The organism is Streptomyces sp. NPDC005533, from assembly GCF_042871845.1.
Lineage (GTDB): Bacteria > Actinomycetota > Actinomycetes > Streptomycetales > Streptomycetaceae > Streptomyces.
This window is the reverse complement of sequence record NZ_JBIAJH010000018.1, coordinates 148,550-164,809: the sequence shown is the minus strand read 5'-3', so window position 1 is coordinate 164,809 and position 16,260 is coordinate 148,550. Positions and strand designations below refer to the sequence as shown.

Here is a 16,260-nt window from a genome sequence, read left to right as displayed (position 1 = left end):
CACCACCTTTTCGATCATCTCGACTGGGGGCTCAAGTCATACCGGGGCCGAAGGCCGGGAGCCCCATCGCGAGGCCACGAAAACGGTAACGGGGCCGATCCGGAGGAGTCCGGAACGGCCCCCTGGGTTCGGTCGGGGAGCAGTGCGCGCGGGGAGGGTCAGACGATGCCCTCGGCGATCTCGGCCTGTTCGCGGGCGTTGCCGTAGGCCGACGGGGTCCCGTACGAGCGGCGGGCGGCGTACCACCAGGCGCTGGCGAGGACCAGGACCACGGCGAGGGCGATCACGGCGTAGTTCATCGAGTCGATCGTGACCGGCGACTTCTGCGGCAGGCAGAACAGGACGGTGACGACGGCCACCCAGACGACGGCGGTCCAGCCGATCGGCTTGCTCCAGCGGCCCAGGTTCCACGGGCCGGGCTGGAAGCGGTTGCCGGCGCGCAGGCGCAGGTAGATCGGGATGGCGTAGGCCGGGGTGATGCCGATGACGTTGATGGCGGTCACGGCCCCGTAGGCGGTGGCGGAGTAGAGGGAGGGGAGGGCCAGGACGCCCGCGACGACGACGGAGAGCCAGACGGCCGGGACCGGGGTCTGCGTACGGCTGCTGACCTTGCGCCACAGGGCGGAGCCGGGCAGCGCGTTGTCCCGGCTGAAGGCGAAGACCATCCGGCTCGCGGCGGCGACCTCGGCGTTGCCGCAGAAGAGCTGGGCGACGATGACGACGAGGAGCAGGGCGCTGGCGCCTCCGGAGCCGAGGGCGTCGAGGAAGATCTGGGCCGGCGGGACGCCGGTGGCACTGCCCTGGACCGCGGCGTAGTCCTGGATGGCGAAGGTGAGTCCGGCGAGCAGCGCGAACCCGGCGATCCAGGAGACCCAGATGGCCCGGACGATGCCCTTGGCGGCGGAGACGGAGGCGTTCGAGGTCTCCTCCGAGAGGTGCGCGGAGGCGTCGTACCCGGAGAAGGTGTACTGGGCGAGCAGCAGGCCCACCGCGGCCACGTAGAACGGGTTGGCCCATCCGGTGTCGTTGACGAACTCGGTGAAGACGAACGAGGGCGACTGGTGGTGGTCGGGTACGAAGGCCAGGGCGCCGACGATCACGGCGACGCCGGCCAGGTGCCACCAGACGCTCACGGAGTTGAGCACGCTGACGAGGCGGACGCCGAACAGGTTGAGGACGGCGTGCAGCAGCAGGATGGCCAGGAAGATCAGGAAGGTCGAGCCGGCGGTGGGCACGAAGCCGAACTGCAGGTTGAGGAAGGCGCCGGTGAACAGGGCGGCGCCGTAGTCGATGCCGGCGATGGCGCCGAGCAGGCCGAGCAGGTTGAGCCAGCCCGTGTACCAGCCCCAGCGACGGCCGCCGAGCCGGTCGGCCATGTAGTAGAGGGCTCCCGAGGTGGGATAGGCGCTGGTCACCTCGGCGAGGGCGAGACCCACGCAGAGGACGAACAGGCCGACGCCGACCCAGCCCCACATCATCACGGCCGGACCGCCGGTGCCCAGGCCGAAGCCGTAGAGGGTCATGCAGCCGGACAGGACGGAGATGACCGAGAAGCTGATCGCGAAGTTGCCGAAGCCGCCCATCCGGCGGGCGAGGACGGGCTGGTAGCCCAGTTCCCTCAGTCGTTCCTCCTCGTCCTGCCGGGGCGGGGCCTTGTGGTCCTGGCGGACGGTCGGCGCGGTTCGGGACATGGGAGGTACCTCCGGGGGTCGTGGAGCGCGGGGACGGGGGAGCGGGGGGTGAGTCGGTGGGGCCGCGGGGTCGCCGGTGGGCGGGGGAGGGCGTCAGTCCCGGCCGGCGAGGCTGCGGGCCCGGGCCTGCAGGAAGACCTCCGCGGCCAGTTCCTGGTCGGCCGGGTCGCGGGTCCGGTAGGCCCACGGCAGCGTGGTCCAGTACCGGTCGATCACGTCGAAGACCTGGGCCGCCTCGTCGAACCGGCCCGCTCCCCACAGGGCGTGGGCGAGGTGGTTCAGGTCGAGCGGGGAGGCCCGGCGCAGGTCGGCGTACCGGAACCAGGTGTCCAGGGCGTGGCCGGCGTCGCGGACGGAGTCCTCGGCGACCCAGTGCAGGTCGAGCGCCCTCTGCTGGCCGCCGTCGCGGCGGTAGCGCTCGATGCTCAGATAGAGCGGCAGGAGGTGGACGGCGGATCCGGGCGACGCCGAACCGGCGGCCCAGTGAACGAAGTTGGCGGCCTCGGTGAGCGGTCCGGGGGTGCCCGCGCAGACGAACTGGAGCATCCGGTGGTACGCCTCGCGGTTGTGCGGATCGCGCTTGTCGGCCTGCGCGAGGATGCCCCAGGGGCCGGGGGGCAGCATCACGGCGGGCGCCCGGAGCCGGTGCTCGTCCATCGAGCGGTGTTCGTCGAGGGAGGCGAGGGCGAGCAGGCAGACCCACGGCACGGGGTCGGCGGGGCTGGCCTCGGCGGTGTCACGGCAGGCCTCCCACGCCTCCCGCCACAGCTCGCGCGTGCGCGGGTGTCGTGCGCGGTGGGCGCGGACGGCCCGTTCGACGACGACACGGGTGTGCATGACGGAGGCGGCGACGCTGCGCGGTTCCTCGGCGCGCCAGGCCTGGACCACGTCCGAGCCGGCGGCGACCGCGGCGAGCACCTGGGTGCGCTGGGTCCACAGCCCCCAGCCGTCCGTCCGGTCCAGTAACTGGGCCATCGACACCCAGCGGCCGGTGCGCAGGTCCTGTACGGCGACGCGCAGCTCGTTGTCGTGGCCGGCGGGGTGGTAGACGGGCCGGAAGTCGCCGCCCGCCATCACCTCGTCCCGGTCGACGGGCGGCCGGGACGGGCGCGTCTTGCGGTGGTCGTGGTCATCGGTCCTCGTATCGCATGGCCTTCGCGCCTGGTGATCGGCGATCACTATAGATCGAGTGTGAGCGTTCGGGTCGGGGAACCTTTCAAATGCAACTATCAAGCCACGGACGGCATATGAATTCACGTCAGCGCGGTCGTCGGGCGACCTCCGCCCACCCGGGCGGATCTTGACGGGCGACGCCCGCTGGGGAAGGCTGCCGAGCGACGATCACACGCATGTCGACAGCAGGGACGGAGTGGTGATGACGGGCCCCGTGCTCGCTGTGGACCAGGGCACGTCGGGAACCAAGGCCCTCGTCATCTGTCCCGTACGCGGCGTCATCGGCTCCGCCTCCGCCCCCGTACGGCCCCGGTACCTGCCGGGCGGCTGCGTGGAGGTCGACCCGCGCGAGCTGCTGGACTCGGTCCTCTACGCGGGGCGGGCCGCCCTGGCGGCGGCCGGCGAACCGGTGGCGGCGGTGGGCCTGGCCAACCAGGGCGAGACCGTGCTCGCATGGGACCCGGCGAGCGGCGAGCCGCTGACCGACGCGATCGTCTGGCAGGACCGCCGAGCCGAGCAGCTCTGCACGGAACTGGCGCCGCACGCCGCATCGTTGCGCGAGCGCACCGGCCTGCCCCTCGACCCCTACTTCGCCGCGCCGAAGATGGCCTGGATACGCCGCAGCCTGACCCGGCGCGGAGTCGTGACCACCAGCGACGTGTGGCTGGTCCACCGGCTCACCGGCGGCGCCTTCGTCACCGACGCGGCGACCGCGGGCCGCACCCAGCTGCTCGACCTCGACACCGTCGACTGGTCCCCGGCCGCACTCGACGTCTTCGGCCTCACCGGCGAGCGGCTGCCGGAAGTCGTCGACGCGAACACCCACGTCGCCACCACCACCGCGTTCGGCCCCCGGCTGCCGCTGACGGGGCTGCTCGTCGACCAGCAGGCCGCGCTGCTCGCCCAGCGCGCGACCGAGCCCGGAACCGCCAAGTGCACCTACGGAACAGGGGCGTTCCTCCTCGCGCAGACCGGCCCGCTGCCCCGGCGCAGCGCCTCCGGGCTGGTCGGCTGCGTCGCCTGGCGGCTCGGCGGGCAGACCAGCTACTGCCTGGACGGACAGGTGTACACGGCCGCCTCCGCCGTGCGGTGGCTCACCGACCTCGGGGTCATCTCCGGCGCCGCGGACATCGACGTCGTCGGAGGGAGCGCCCCCGACGCCGGCGGCGTCACCTTCGTCCCCGCCCTCGCCGGGCTCGCCGCCCCGTGGTGGCGGGGCGACCTGCGCGGTTCGGTCACCGGCCTCGGCCTCGACACGACCGCCGGGCACCTCGTGCACGCGCTGTGCGACGGCATAGCCGCGCAGGTGGCGGAGCTCGCGGACGCGGTCGCCGCCGACCTCGGCGCGCCCCTGTCCACCCTGCGCGTCGACGGCGGCCTGACCCGGTCCGCGCTGCTCATGCAGGCGCAGGCGGATCTGCTGCGGATCCCCGTCGAGGTGTCGGCGCTGCCGGACGCCACCGCCCTCGGCGTCGGGGCGGTCGCCCGGCTCGGCCTCGACCCCTCGCTCACCGTGCACGAAGCCCTCCCGGAGTGGAAACCGTCCGCCGTCTACGAACCGAGGGCCGGCGCGGCCGACGCCGCGGAGCGCCGCGCACGCTTCCGCACGGCGGTGTCGGCCCTGCTCGACGCGCCGGCATGACGCTCCCGCCCGGCGCCACCGTCACCACCCGGGGCCCGCTGCCGGACGGGCCCGCCTACGACGTGACGGTCATCGGCGCCGGCGTCGTGGGCTCGGCCATCGCCCGCGAACTGGCCCGCTTCCCCCTGCGGATCGCCCTGGTCGACGCCGCCGACGACGTCGGCAACGGCACCTCCAAGGCCAACACCGCCATCCTGCACACCGGTTTCGACGCCGTGCCCGGCTCCCTGGAGTCCCGGCTCGTCCGGGAGGGACAGCGGCTGCTCGCCTCGTACGCCGCCGACAGCGGCATTCCGGTGGAACCGCTCGGGGCGCTGCTCGTCGCCTGGAACAAGGAGCAGCTCGCCGCCCTGCCGGGGCTCGCCGAGAAGGCCGTGCGCAACGGCCACCGCACGGCCCGGATCCTCCCGGCCCCGGAGGTGCAGGCCCGCGAGCCGGAGCTCGGCCCCGGCGTGCTGGGCGCCCTGCACGTGCCCGACGAATCGATCATCTGCCCCTGGACGACCACCCTCGCGTACGCGACACAGGCCGTCCGGGCCGGCGTCCACCTGCACCTCGACTGCCCGGTACGGTCGGTCGCCCCGGGCGATCCGCACGTACTGGCCACCGGCCGGGGCCCGCTGCGCACCCGCCACCTGGTCAACGCGGCGGGTCTGTACGCCGACGAGATCGACCGCTTCCTCGGCCGGACGGACTTCACCGTGACGCCCCGGCGCGGCCAGCTGATCGTCTTCGACGAACTCGCCCGCGGCCTCGTACGCCACATCCTGCTGCCGGTGCCGGACGCGCGCGGCAAGGGGGTGCTGGTGACGCCGACCGTGTACGGGAACGTGATGCTCGGGCCGACCGCCGAGGACCTGGACGACAAGACCGCCACCGGATCCACCGCCGAAGGGCTCGCGCTGCTGCGGGAGAAGGGCCGCCGGATCCTGCCGGCGCTCCTGGAGGAGGAGGTCACCGCCGTGTACGCCGGGCTGCGGGCGGCCACCGGGCAGGAGGACTACGCGATCCGGGCGCATCCCGCGCGGCGGTACGTGACCGTCGGCGGGATCCGGTCCACCGGGCTGACCGCCTCCATGGCGATCGCCGCCCACGTGGTGGAGCTGCTCGCCGACGGCGGTCTGCCGGTCGCCGGCGCCCGGGAGCTGGAGCCGGTGCGGATGCCGAACCTCGGCGAGGCGTTCCCCCGGCCCTACCGCGACGCGGCGATGATCGCGGCGGACCCGGAGTACGGCCGGATCGTCTGCCACTGCGAGCGCGTGACCCGCGGGGAGATACGCGACGCGCTCGCCGGGACCGTCCCGCCCGGTTCGGTGGACGGCCTGCGGCGGCGCACGCGCGCCCGGGGCGGCCGGTGCCAGGGCTTCCACTGCGGGGCCGCCGTCCGCGCGCTGTTCGAGGAGGCCCGCCGGTGAACCGTGCGGTCGACGTCCTGGTCGTCGGTGCCGGGCCCGCCGGACTGGCCCTCGCCGCCCGGCTGGCGCAGGCGGGCGCCGGGCGGGTCGAGGTGCTGGAACGCGAGCCGGAGCCGGGCGGAATGCCGCGCCACCTCCACCACGGCGGCTTCGGCCGGCCGCCGCGCCCCTGGCTGAGCGGCCCCGCGTACGCACGGCGGTCGGCGCGGGCGGCGGCCGCCGCCGGGGCCGCGGTCCGCACCGGCGTCACCGCCACCGGCTGGGCCGCGCCGCTGTCCCTGGAGACCACGAGCCCGGCGGGCCTGGAGCGGATCACCGCCCGGGCCGTGGTCCTCGCCACCGGCGCCCGGGAGCGCCCCCGCAGCGCCCGGCTGGTGCCGGGCTCCCGCCCGCAGGGCGTGCTCACCACCGGCGAGCTGTTCCAGTCGGTCCACCGGTACGGCCTGCCCATCGGCCGGCGGGCCGTGGTCGTGGGCGCCGAGCCGGTGGCCCGGCACGCGGTGGGCACGCTGCGCCGGGCGGGTACGGACGTGGTGGCGATGGTCACCGACAGCCCGCGCGGCGCCCCCGTACCGGGGGTGCCGCTGCTCACGCGGACCACGGTCGGCGAACTGCGCGGCCGGGGCCGGCTGACCGGTGTGGCCGTCCACCACTGGGACGGCCGCTCGGGGGTCCTCGCCTGCGACACGGTGGTCTTCACCGGCGACTGGATCCCCGATCACGAGCTGGCCCGCCGCGGCGGCGTCCTCCTGGACCCCGGCACCCGGGGCCCCGGCGTGGACGCGTCGTTCCGTACCTCGGCCCCGGGCGTCTTCGCCGTCGGCAACGCCCTCCACGGCATCGAACGCGCGGCCACCGCGGCCGGGGAGGGGGCCGCCGCGGCGGCCCCGGTACTGGCCCACCTGGCGGGTGCCCCCTGGCCGGAGCCCGGACCCCGGCTGGAGGTCCGGGCCCCGCTCCTGTGGGTGACGCCGAACCGGGTCACGGGCACCGCCGCGCGACCGCTCCTCCTGCGCTCCGGGGAGCCCCTGACGGCACCACGGGTGACGGTCCACCAGGACGGCCGCCCGCTGTGGCGCCGCCGGATCGCCGGCCGGGCGTCCCCGTCCCGCTCCCTGCGACTGCCCCCGTACTGGACCTCCCGCATCGACCCCACCGGCGGCCCGGTCGTGGTGACCGTCGACTGACGCGGGCGGGGCCGCTGCGCTTCGCATCGGTCCGCAACGGCCCCTGACCGGCCGGGGTCCCTGACAGGGGCCCCCGGCCGGTGGGTCAGGAGGACTCGTGCGTGCGGATCGCCGGGTCCGAGAGGCCGGCCGCGCCCGTTTCGACCTTGCCCGCGAAGCGGCGGGCGAAGTCCGGGATCTGCGAGGCGGTGACCGTCACGTCGTACCAGCGCCGCGTGTTCTTCAGCGGGACGCTGTACGTGACGGTCGCGCCCTTGGCGACCGTCAGGCGCTTCGGCCCCCCGCCGTACGAGTTGGTGACCGTCAGGGTGGCGGTCGACGCCCCGGCGTTGGTGGCGGTGAGGTCCAGGTTCCCGGTGGCGGCGTTGTGGCGGGCCGTGACCTCGGGGCCCGGGGTGGTGCCCGGGTTGCGGAAGGCGCGCAGGAAACCGTTGGGGCCGTGCACGGTCAGGTCCGTGACCCCGCCCGAGTACGCGGTGTTCCAGGTGTCGCCGATCGACTTGCCGGCCTCGGTGGTGTACGTCCAGGGGGCGTCGGTGCGGTTGCCGGAGGTGACGTAGAACTGCGCGCCCAGGTCCGGGCCGCCGCTGAACGTCAGGCGGAACCTGCCCTCCGCGACGAGCGCCGCGCCGTCCACGTACGGGGCGTACTTCAGCGCACGTGTGGGACGCGGGCCCTTCTCCTGGCGGGGCATGACGCCCACCGCCGGCGGGGTGGCCCGGAAGTCGGGGTGGCGCTCGCGGTCCGGCGGGAACCACAGGGCGGTGTCGGGCAGCGGGGCCGTGCCCGTGTCCTTGCGGGCGAAGTCGAAGGCGGAGGTAAGGTCACCGCAGACGGCGCGGCGCCAGGGCGAGATGTTGGGCTCGGTCACCCCGAACCGCTGCTCCATGAAACGGATGACGGAGGTGTGGTCGAAGGTCTCGGAGCAGGAGTAGCCGCCGGTGCTCCACGGGGAGACCACGAGCATCGGCACGCGCGGGCCCAGGCCGTACGGTCCGGCGACGTAGCCGGGCTTGCCGGGGAAGACGTCGAGGGCGGTGGGCGCGGTCGACAGGCCCTGCGCCGCACTGGCGGGGGCGTACGGGGGGACGACGTGGTCGAAGAAGCCGTCGTTCTCGTCGTAGGTGATGAACAGCGCGGTACGGGCCCACACGTCCGGGTTGGCGGTGAGGGCGTCCAGGACCTGCGAGATGTACCAGGCGCCGTAGTTCGACGGCCAGTTGGAGTGCTCGCTGAAGGCCTCGGGGGCGGCGATCCAGGAGACCTGGGGGAGGGTGCCGGCCGCGACGTCGGCGCGCAGCTGGTCGAAGTAGCCTTCGCCGGCCTTGGCGTTCGTGCCGGTGCGGGCTTTCTCGTACAGAGCGTCGCCCGGCTTGGCGTCGCGGTAGGCGTTGAAGTAGAGCAGCGAGTTGTCGCCGTAGTTGCCGCGGTAGGCGTCGTTGATCCAGCCCCAGGAGCCGGCGGCGTCGAGGCCGTCGCCGATGTCCTGGTAGACCTTCCAGGAGATACCGGCCGTCTCCAGCCGCTCCGGGTAGGTGGTCCAGCCGTAGCCCGCCTCGGCGTTGTTGAGGACCGGGCCGCCGCCCTGGCCGTCGTTGCCCGTGTGGCCGGACCAGAGGTAGTAGCGGTTGGGGTCGGTGGAGCCGATGAACGAGCAGTGGTACGCGTCGCAGATGGTGAAGGCGTCCGCCAGGGCGTAGTGGAAGGGGATGTCCTCCCGCGTCAGGTGGGCCATGGTCGTGGCCGTCTTGGCGGGGACCCAGTTGTCGTACTTGCCCTTGTTGAAGGCGCTCTGTCCGCCCGCCCAGTCGTGGTTCAGGCCCTGCAGGAACTCCATGCCGAGGTCGTCGGACGGCGGACGGAAGGGCAGGGTCACCTTCGAGCCGTCGGACTGGTGGAAGACGGACTTGCCGCTGGGCAGAGTCACCGGGCGCGGGTCGCCGAAGCCGCGGACGCCGCGGAGGGCGCCGAAGTAGTGGTCGAACGAACGGTTCTCCTGCATGAGCACCACGATGTGCTCGACGTCGGCGATGGTGCCGGTGGTGCCCTGTGCGGGGATGGCGGCGGCGCGGGCGATGCTGTCGTTCAGCATCGTCAGCGCGGTGGCGCCGCCGGCGAGCTGCAGGAAGCGGCGGCGGTTGAGTTCTGCCATGGCGGGAACGACCTCTGCGGTTGAGGGGTGGTTGAGCGCCCTCAGCAGAGCGCGCCCGGGGTACCGGAGGGGGAGCCTGGCGTGACGGCGGCGCATACGCCAGGCGAACGGCGGTCGGATTCCGGCAGAGTTCGGCCGGAACCCGCCGGTCGGGACGGGTGACCCGGCGGGGCGGGCCGACGCTCCGAGCCCACGCGCGGACCGGCGCGCTCCGGTACGGCGACCGCCCGGCCTCCGCCTCCCCGGCTTCCGCCGCCTCGGCTTCGGTCGCCTCGGCTTCGGTCGCCTCGGCTTCCGTCTCCTCGGCCTCGGCCTCCCCGGCCGTCGCCGCCTCGGCCGCCCCGGCCTTGGCCGCCTCGGCCGCCCCGGCCTCCGCCGCCTCGGCTTCCGCCGCCTCGGCTTCCGCCGCCTCAGCCTCGGCCGCCCCAGCTTCCGCCTCCCCGGCCTCCGTCTCCCTTGTCTACGCCTTCGCCACCCGCCTCCGTGGGCCCCGGTCCGCGGCCCGGGCGGGGTGTCGCCCGGTGCGGTGGCTCCCCTACAGTGCGTGATGACCGCACCCGGTGCCGCCGAACAGGAGCACGCCCGTGGCCACCCCCGCCCGCCCCGGTCCCCTTCCGAGTCCGTCCTCCACCGGCCGCCCGGTCCCCGAGCTGGATCCCGGCCTCGTCGGGGAGTGGCGGGACGGGGGAGGGGAGCTGATCGACCTCTTCACCCAGGCACGCCAACGCCTCGGCGGAGTCGCCGGGTTTCCGGCTCGGGCCGCGCCCGACCGTGCTGGTCACCGGCGCCCAAGCCGTGCAGCACGTGCTCGCGCTCCATCCGGACCGGTACGTGAAGCGCTCGCACCGCGCCCGGCTGCTGATCGGCGACGGCGTCCTGGCCGCGACGGGCGAGGCGTGGCAGCGGCAACGCAAGCTCCTGCAGTCGCAGTTCACCGGCCCGGGCATGCGCCGGTACGAGCAGCGGATCGCCGGGGCCGCCCGGACCACCGCGGCGCGCTGGGCCGCGTACGCCCGCAGGGGGGAGGTCCTCGACGTCGGCGAGGAGATGCGCCGCTTCGCCCTGGACACCATCTGGCGTTCCCTGACCGGACACCCCCTCGATCCCGCCACGGAGCGTGAACTGGCCGCCGTACCCACCGTGGTGGCCGCACTGCCCCAGCTGCCCGCCGACGGCGCCGCCGCCCGGCAGGCCGTCGCCGCCGAGCTGGCCGCGATCGACGCGGTGGCGAGCCGCGCCATCGCGGCCGCCCGCACGGGCGGGGCCGGACCCGACGGCCCCGGCCTGCTGCACGTCCTGCTGGAGGCGGCCGGAACGCACCCCGAGTACACCGACCGGCTGATCCGCGACGAGCTCGTCACCCTGCTGGTCGCCGGCCACGAGACCACCGCCACCACCCTGACCTGGCTCCACCTCCTGCTGGACCGGAACCCGCGGGCGCGGGAGCAGGCCCTCGCCGCGGGCGCCGAAGGGACCCCCGAGCGGCGGCGGGCCGTCCAGGCGCTCGTCAACGAAACGCTGCGCTTCTACCCCTCCGCGTGGATCCTGCCGCGCTGCGCGGCGCAGGACGACGTCCTCGCCGGGTACGAGGTCGAGGCCGGCACCGACGTCATCGTCTGCCCCTACCTCACGCACCGGGACCCCGGACTGTGGGAGGACCCCGCCCGGTTCGATCCGGGGCGCTTCACCACCCCCGGTCGGCGCCCCGCCCATCCGGGGAGCTACCTCCCCTTCGGCATCGGGCCCCGGGCCTGCCTCGGCCTGCAGTTCGCCCTCCGCGAGGCGACCGTCCTCCTGGAACGGCTGCTCCCGGCGCACGTCCCGCGCTTCCGCTCGCTCCCCGCCCGGGCCGCGTACGGCCTCACCGTCCGCCCCGACGGCCCCACCCCCGCGGTGCTCGTGGCCGGTTAGCGAAAAACGCTTGGACTGCGCGGCTGCCGTCGCGGGAGACTGCCAATCCTGTCTTGTAGGTCCGACAAAGCAGGGTTGGCATGGGATTGCCTGAATCGCGCAAAGGTTCGCCGGGCAGGGGCCCGGTGCTCCTCGCCCTTCGTTATTACGGACGGGAGCTCGCCCGCCTCAAGTGGCTTACGGTTCCCGCGATGCTGCTCCCGGCGCTGGGCAACATCGGCATCGACTACATCGCGCCGCTGGTCGTCGCCAAGCTCGTCGCACGCATCGCCGAGAGCGGCGGGAAGGACGCCGGCGCCACCGGGGGTACCGGATTCGACATCGGCCCGCTGCTCCCCTACGTCCTCGGCTTCGCCGCGCTCCTGCTGCTCGCGGAAGGCCTGTGGCGCCTCGGACTGCACTGCCTCAACCGTCTCGACGCCCGCGGCATCGAGCGGCTGTACGTGATCGGGATGGACGAGCTGTTCGCCAAGGACGCCGCCTTCTTCCACGACAACTTCGCCGGATCCCTGACCAAGCGGGTGCTGAGCTTCGCCTCCCGCTTCGAGGAGTTCGTCGACACGCTGACGTTCTCGCTCGTGGGCAGGTTCGTACCGCTGATCTTCGGATCGGTGGTGCTGTGGCACTACGAACCCCTGCTCGTGGTGGCCCTGTTGGTGCCGATCGTCCTGACGGCGCTGTGCGTGGCTCCCCTGATCCGGCGCCGCCAGGCGCTCGTCGTCCAGCGGGAGGCGGCCATCGCCCGGGTCTCGGGCCACGTCGCCGACAGCCTGATGAACATCGACACGGTACGGGCCTTCGCCGCCGAGGACCGCGAGGCCGCCGAACACCGGTCACGGGTCGCCGAGTCGCGGCGGCTCACCCTGCGCTCGTGGGACTACGGCAACCTGCGCATCGACACCATCGTCGCGCCGATGTCCGTGCTGACCAACGCGCTGGGCCTGCTGCTGGCCATTGCGCTCGCGGGCAGCGGCCGCGGCGTGGAGGCGGTCGTGGTCGCCTTCGCGTACTACTCCAGCGCCACGCGCATCATGTTCGAGTTCAACCAGATCTACCGCCGTCTGGAGAGCTCGATGACGGAGGCCGCGCAGTTCACCGAGCTGCTGCTGACGCCGCCGACCGTGCTCGACCCGGTGTCCCCGGAGCCGCTGCGGCCCGCCGGGGCCGCCGACGTCCGCTTCGAACGGGTCACCTTCGCCCACGGGGGCGGCAAGCCGCTCTTCGACTGCCTCGACCTGGCCGTGCCCAGCGGCTCGAAGATCGGGCTCGTCGGCCGCTCCGGCGGCGGCAAGACCACCCTCACCCGGCTGCTGCTGCGGATGACGGACGTCGACGCCGGCCGGATCCTGATCGGCGGCCAGGACATCAGCCGGCTGTCCCAGGCCGACCTGCGCGGCCGGATCGCGTACGTGCCCCAGGACCCGGCCATGTTCCACCGCACGCTGCGGGAGAACATCGCGTTCGCCCGGCCGGACGCCACCGAGGCCGAGATCCGCCGCGCGGCGGAGGCGGCGCACGTCACGGAGTTCGCCGAGGGGCTCGTGGACGGTTTCGACACCATGGTCGGCGAGCGCGGGGTCAAACTGTCGGGCGGACAGCGCCAGCGGGTCGCCCTCGCCCGGGCGATCCTGCGCGACGCGCCGATCCTGCTGCTCGACGAGGCGACCAGCGCCCTGGACTCCGCGAGCGAGATCCTCGTACAGGAAGCCCTGTGGCGGCTCATGGAAGGACGGACGGCGCTCGTGGTCGCGCACCGGCTGAGCACCGTCGCCGGCATGGACCGGCTCGTGGTCCTCGACGGCGGCCGGATCATCGAGCAGGGCACCCACCGGGAACTGCTCGCCTCGGAGGGCGCCTACGCGAAGCTGTGGCAGCACCAGTCGGGCGGCTTCCTCGACGACACCACCGCGCGGTCCGACGCGCACTGACCTGCACTGCCCTGTGCCGGCCTGCATCGGCTCCCGCCGTTCCGTGACGACTGAGCCACACGGACGAACGCCCGGCCCCCGATTGCGGCACCGCGGGGGCGCGCCGAGACTGGACCCGCGTGTGAAGGGTCAGGAACGGCGGACGACGGGATCCGGCATGTCCCCACGACACGAGGCCCCGGGCAGGCGCCGGGTGATGCGGGCGGTACTGACCGGTGTGGTGGCGGTCGGCGCCGGGCTGGGGTCCGGTTCCCGCGGGACCCCGGGCGTCGTCCGCGCCGCGGGGCCGGTGGCGGCGCGGCCCACTTCCCCCGAGACCGCGCTCGGCGCCCTGGTGGCGGGCAACGCGCGCTGGCGGACCTACCACGAGCGCCATCCCGACCAGACGCGGACGATGCGCCGGACCCTGGTCGCGGGGCAGCATCCGTTCGCCGTCGTCCTCGGCTGCGTCGACTCCCGCGTTCCCCCGGAGCTGGTCTTCGACCAGGGCCTCGGCGACCTGCTGACGGTGCGGTCGGCGGGCGAGGTCCTGGACGAAGCGGTGCTCGGGAGCATCACGTACGGGGTCCTGGAGCTCGGCATCCCGCTGATCGTCGTCCTCGGGCACCAGTCGTGCGGGGCCGTCGCCGCCGCCGTCCGGGCCGACGAGGGGGGACCGCCGCTCCCGGGTCACATGCAGTACCTCGTCGACCAGATCCACCCCGCGATCGACCGTACGCTCCGGGGAGCGGCCCGGATCGACGCGGCGATCACCGCGAACGTGCGCCGGGTGCGGGCCCGGCTGGGGGTCGAACCCGAGCTGGCGGCCAGGGTCGCGGCCGGGAAGCTCGCCGTCGTCGGGGCCCGCTACGAACTCACGAACCAGCTGGTGCGCCGGATCGGCTGACCCGGCCCCGGCCCCGGACCGCCGTCCCGGACCGCCGTCCCGGGCTCGAAATCCCGTTCGTCAGCGTGGGGTTGACCACCCCGCACGTCCGGGTGATCATTTCCCGCCCGGGCCGCTTTCGGCGTCCGGGCGAAGGGCGAGCCACGAGAGTTGGTCCATGATCATGGACTCTTCCCCCACGCCAGAGCCCGCGGACCCCCACACTCCCGCCCCCGGCTCGCCGGCACCCGCGCCGCCCGCGTCCGCCCGGCGCCCCTCCCGCCGTACCGTCATCGCGGGCGCCGCCGCCGTCGCGGGCGCCGGCGCGCTGTCGGTCGCCGCCGCGAACGCCGGTACCCCGCAGGCCCCTTCCGGCTCCGCGCGCCCCGACTGGGACACCTGCCTGACCATCGCCCGGGCGATTCTCGTACGGGACGAGGACGACCAGCCTCTGGTGCCCCGTTACGCGGACGTCCTCCTGAAGACCGGCCTGCCCCGGTCCCGCAACCGCAAGAAGGTCCTGATCGTGGGCGCCGGACCGGCCGGGCTCACCGCCGCCCACCTGCTGCGCGAGGCCGGCCACCAGGTCACCGTCATCGAGGCCAACGGCAACCGCGTGGGCGGCCGGATCAAGACCTTCCGCACCGGCGGCCACGAGAGGTCCGAAGCCGCCTTCGCCGACCCCAAGCAGTACGCCGAGGCCGGCGCCATGCGCATCCCCGACAGCCACCCGCTGGTCACCGGGCTGATCGACAGCCTCGGCCTGCAGCGCCGGCGCTTCCACCTGGTCGACGTCGACGGCTCCGGCCGCCCCGCCCACCGTACGTGGATCTTCGTCAACGGCATTCGGGTCCGCCGCGCCGACTACGCGCGCAGCCCGCAGGCCCTCAACCGCTCCTTCGGGGTCCCCGCGGCCTACGAGTCCCGGCCCGCCGCGCAGATCGTGCGCGACGCCTTTGCCCCCGTGCGCAAGGAGATCGAGGGCAAGAAGGACAAGGCGCTCGTCGAGGGCTGGGCCCACGTCGTCCAGCGCTACGGCCACATGTCGATGTACCGCTACCTGACCGAGGAAGCGGGTCTCGACGAGCGCACGATCGACCTGATCGGCACGGTCGAGAACCTCACCTCCCGGCTGCACCTCGCCTTCATCCACAGCTTCATCGGGGCCTCCCTGATCAGCCCCGACACCGCCTTCTTCGAACTGCCCGGCGGCACCGCCACCTTGGCCGACGCGCTCTACGCCCGGGTCGAGGACGTCGTACGGCTCGACCGCCGTGCCACCCGCATCACGCACGGGGAGGGCGAGGTCACCGTCGACACCGTCTCCGAGGGCCGCGACGGCGCCGTGCGGCGCGAGAGCTTCACCGCTGACGCCGCCATCGTCACCGTCCCGTTCTCAGGACTGCGGCACATCCCGATCGCCCCCGCCCTCTCCTACGGCAAGCGGCGCGCGATCACCGAACTGCACTACGACGCGGCCACCAAGGTGCTGCTGGAGTTCAGCCGCCGCTGGTGGGAGTTCGACGAGGCCGACTGGAAGCGCGAGCTGGAGGCGGTGAAGCCGGGCCTCTATCGGAACTACCAGGTCGGGCGGACCCCGGCGGACGGGATCCTGCTGGGCGCCCACCCCTCCGTACCCGAGGGCCACATCTCCGCAGCCCAGCGCGCCCATTACGCCGCCTGCCGCGCCGCCACCCGCGACCAGCCCGAGGCGGCCCACGTCATCGGCGGCGGGTCGGCCACCGACAACCCCAACCGGTTCATGTTCCAGCCGTCCTACCCCGTCGAGGGCAGCCCGGGCGGCGTGGTGCTCGCCTCCTACAGCTGGTCGGACGACGCCCTGAAGTGGGACTCCCTGGACGACGCGGAGCGCTATCCGAGGGCGCTCGCCGGCGTCCAGGAGGTGTTCGGGCAGCGGATCGAGGTGTTCTACACCGGCGTCGGACGCACCCAGTCCTGGATGCGGGACCCCTACGCGTACGGCGAGGCCTCCGTCCTGCTGCCCGGGCAGCACACCGAGCTCTTCCCCCACGTCCGCAAGGCCGAGGGGAACCTGCACTTCGCGGGCTGCCACACCTCCGTCAAGCCGGCGTGGATCGAAGGAGCCCTGGAATCCGCGGTGCGGACCGCCATGGAGGTCCACTCGGCGCCCTGATCGGGCGTCCGGAGCCGCCCTCCGGCTCTGCCCCCGGGGGGCGGCCCCGTCGAGACGACGGGGCCGTTCCCGGCGCCGCCCGCACGGCGGTCCGGCGGTTCGGCGGGGGCGAAACGATACATCTCCTGGGTGGCGACAAGG

At 73.9% G+C, this 16,260-nt stretch carries 10 protein-coding genes; 7 read left to right on the top strand and 3 right to left on the bottom strand.

Features of this window, described 5'->3' with window-relative positions; translation table 11 throughout:
• Positions 1 to 158: 158 nt before the first annotated feature.
• Positions 159 to 1,691, bottom strand: coding sequence for an amino acid permease (locus ACFYP3_RS20100; RefSeq protein WP_388834116.1), 1,533 nt, complete (start codon positions 1,689 to 1,691; stop codon positions 159 to 161).
• A 93-nt stretch (positions 1,692 to 1,784) separates the two neighbouring features.
• Complete coding sequence (locus ACFYP3_RS20095; RefSeq protein ID WP_388834138.1) at positions 1,785 to 2,765, bottom strand: hypothetical protein; 981 nt, start codon at positions 2,763 to 2,765, stop codon at positions 1,785 to 1,787.
• Between the two features lie 301 nt (positions 2,766 to 3,066).
• Here ACFYP3_RS20095 and ACFYP3_RS20090 point away from each other — a divergent pair, with 301 nt between their 5' ends.
• From ACFYP3_RS20090 to ACFYP3_RS20080, 3 genes are read left to right on the top strand one after another with little or no spacing between them, the layout of a single operon-like run.
• Positions 3,067 to 4,506 (top strand): FGGY family carbohydrate kinase, encoded by a 1,440-nt coding sequence (locus tag ACFYP3_RS20090; protein WP_388834113.1) that lies wholly within the window; start codon positions 3,067 to 3,069, stop codon positions 4,504 to 4,506.
• Complete coding sequence (locus ACFYP3_RS20085; RefSeq protein WP_388834111.1) at positions 4,503 to 5,921, top strand: FAD-dependent oxidoreductase; 1,419 nt, start codon at positions 4,503 to 4,505, stop codon at positions 5,919 to 5,921. Before ACFYP3_RS20090 ends, ACFYP3_RS20085 begins: the two co-directional genes overlap by 4 nt.
• Positions 5,918 to 7,108 carry an NAD(P)/FAD-dependent oxidoreductase gene (locus ACFYP3_RS20080; RefSeq protein WP_388834108.1) on the top strand — a complete coding sequence of 397 codons (1,191 nt, stop codon included), beginning with the start codon at positions 5,918 to 5,920 and terminating at the stop codon, positions 7,106 to 7,108. Before ACFYP3_RS20085 ends, ACFYP3_RS20080 begins: the two co-directional genes overlap by 4 nt.
• An 85-nt stretch (positions 7,109 to 7,193) precedes the next feature.
• On the opposite strand, the gene ACFYP3_RS20075 is transcribed toward ACFYP3_RS20080, so the two are convergent.
• Positions 7,194 to 9,260, bottom strand: coding sequence for a phosphocholine-specific phospholipase C (locus ACFYP3_RS20075; RefSeq protein ID WP_388834105.1), 2,067 nt, complete (start codon positions 9,258 to 9,260; stop codon positions 7,194 to 7,196).
• Between the two features lie 795 nt (positions 9,261 to 10,055).
• On the opposite strand from ACFYP3_RS20075, the gene ACFYP3_RS20070 reads away from it, so the two are divergent.
• The 4 genes from ACFYP3_RS20070 (at position 10,056) to ACFYP3_RS20055 (ending at position 16,119) form a co-directional block, all read left to right on the top strand.
• Positions 10,056 to 11,171 (top strand): cytochrome P450, encoded by a 1,116-nt coding sequence (locus tag ACFYP3_RS20070; RefSeq protein ID WP_388834102.1) that lies wholly within the window; start codon positions 10,056 to 10,058, stop codon positions 11,169 to 11,171.
• A gap of 80 nt (positions 11,172 to 11,251) precedes the next feature.
• The gene (locus ACFYP3_RS20065) at positions 11,252 to 13,099 is read left to right on the top strand and encodes an ABC transporter ATP-binding protein (protein WP_388834099.1); all 1,848 of its coding nucleotides are present in this window, start codon (positions 11,252 to 11,254) and stop codon (positions 13,097 to 13,099) included.
• 157 nt (positions 13,100 to 13,256) lie between these two features.
• Positions 13,257 to 13,985, top strand: a complete 729-nt coding sequence (locus ACFYP3_RS20060; protein WP_388834096.1) for a carbonic anhydrase — start codon at positions 13,257 to 13,259, stop codon at positions 13,983 to 13,985.
• Between the two features lie 163 nt (positions 13,986 to 14,148).
• Positions 14,149 to 16,119 carry a flavin monoamine oxidase family protein gene (locus ACFYP3_RS20055; protein WP_388834136.1) on the top strand — a complete coding sequence of 657 codons (1,971 nt, stop codon included), beginning with the start codon at positions 14,149 to 14,151 and terminating at the stop codon, positions 16,117 to 16,119.
• Positions 16,120 to 16,260: the final 141 nt, after the last annotated feature.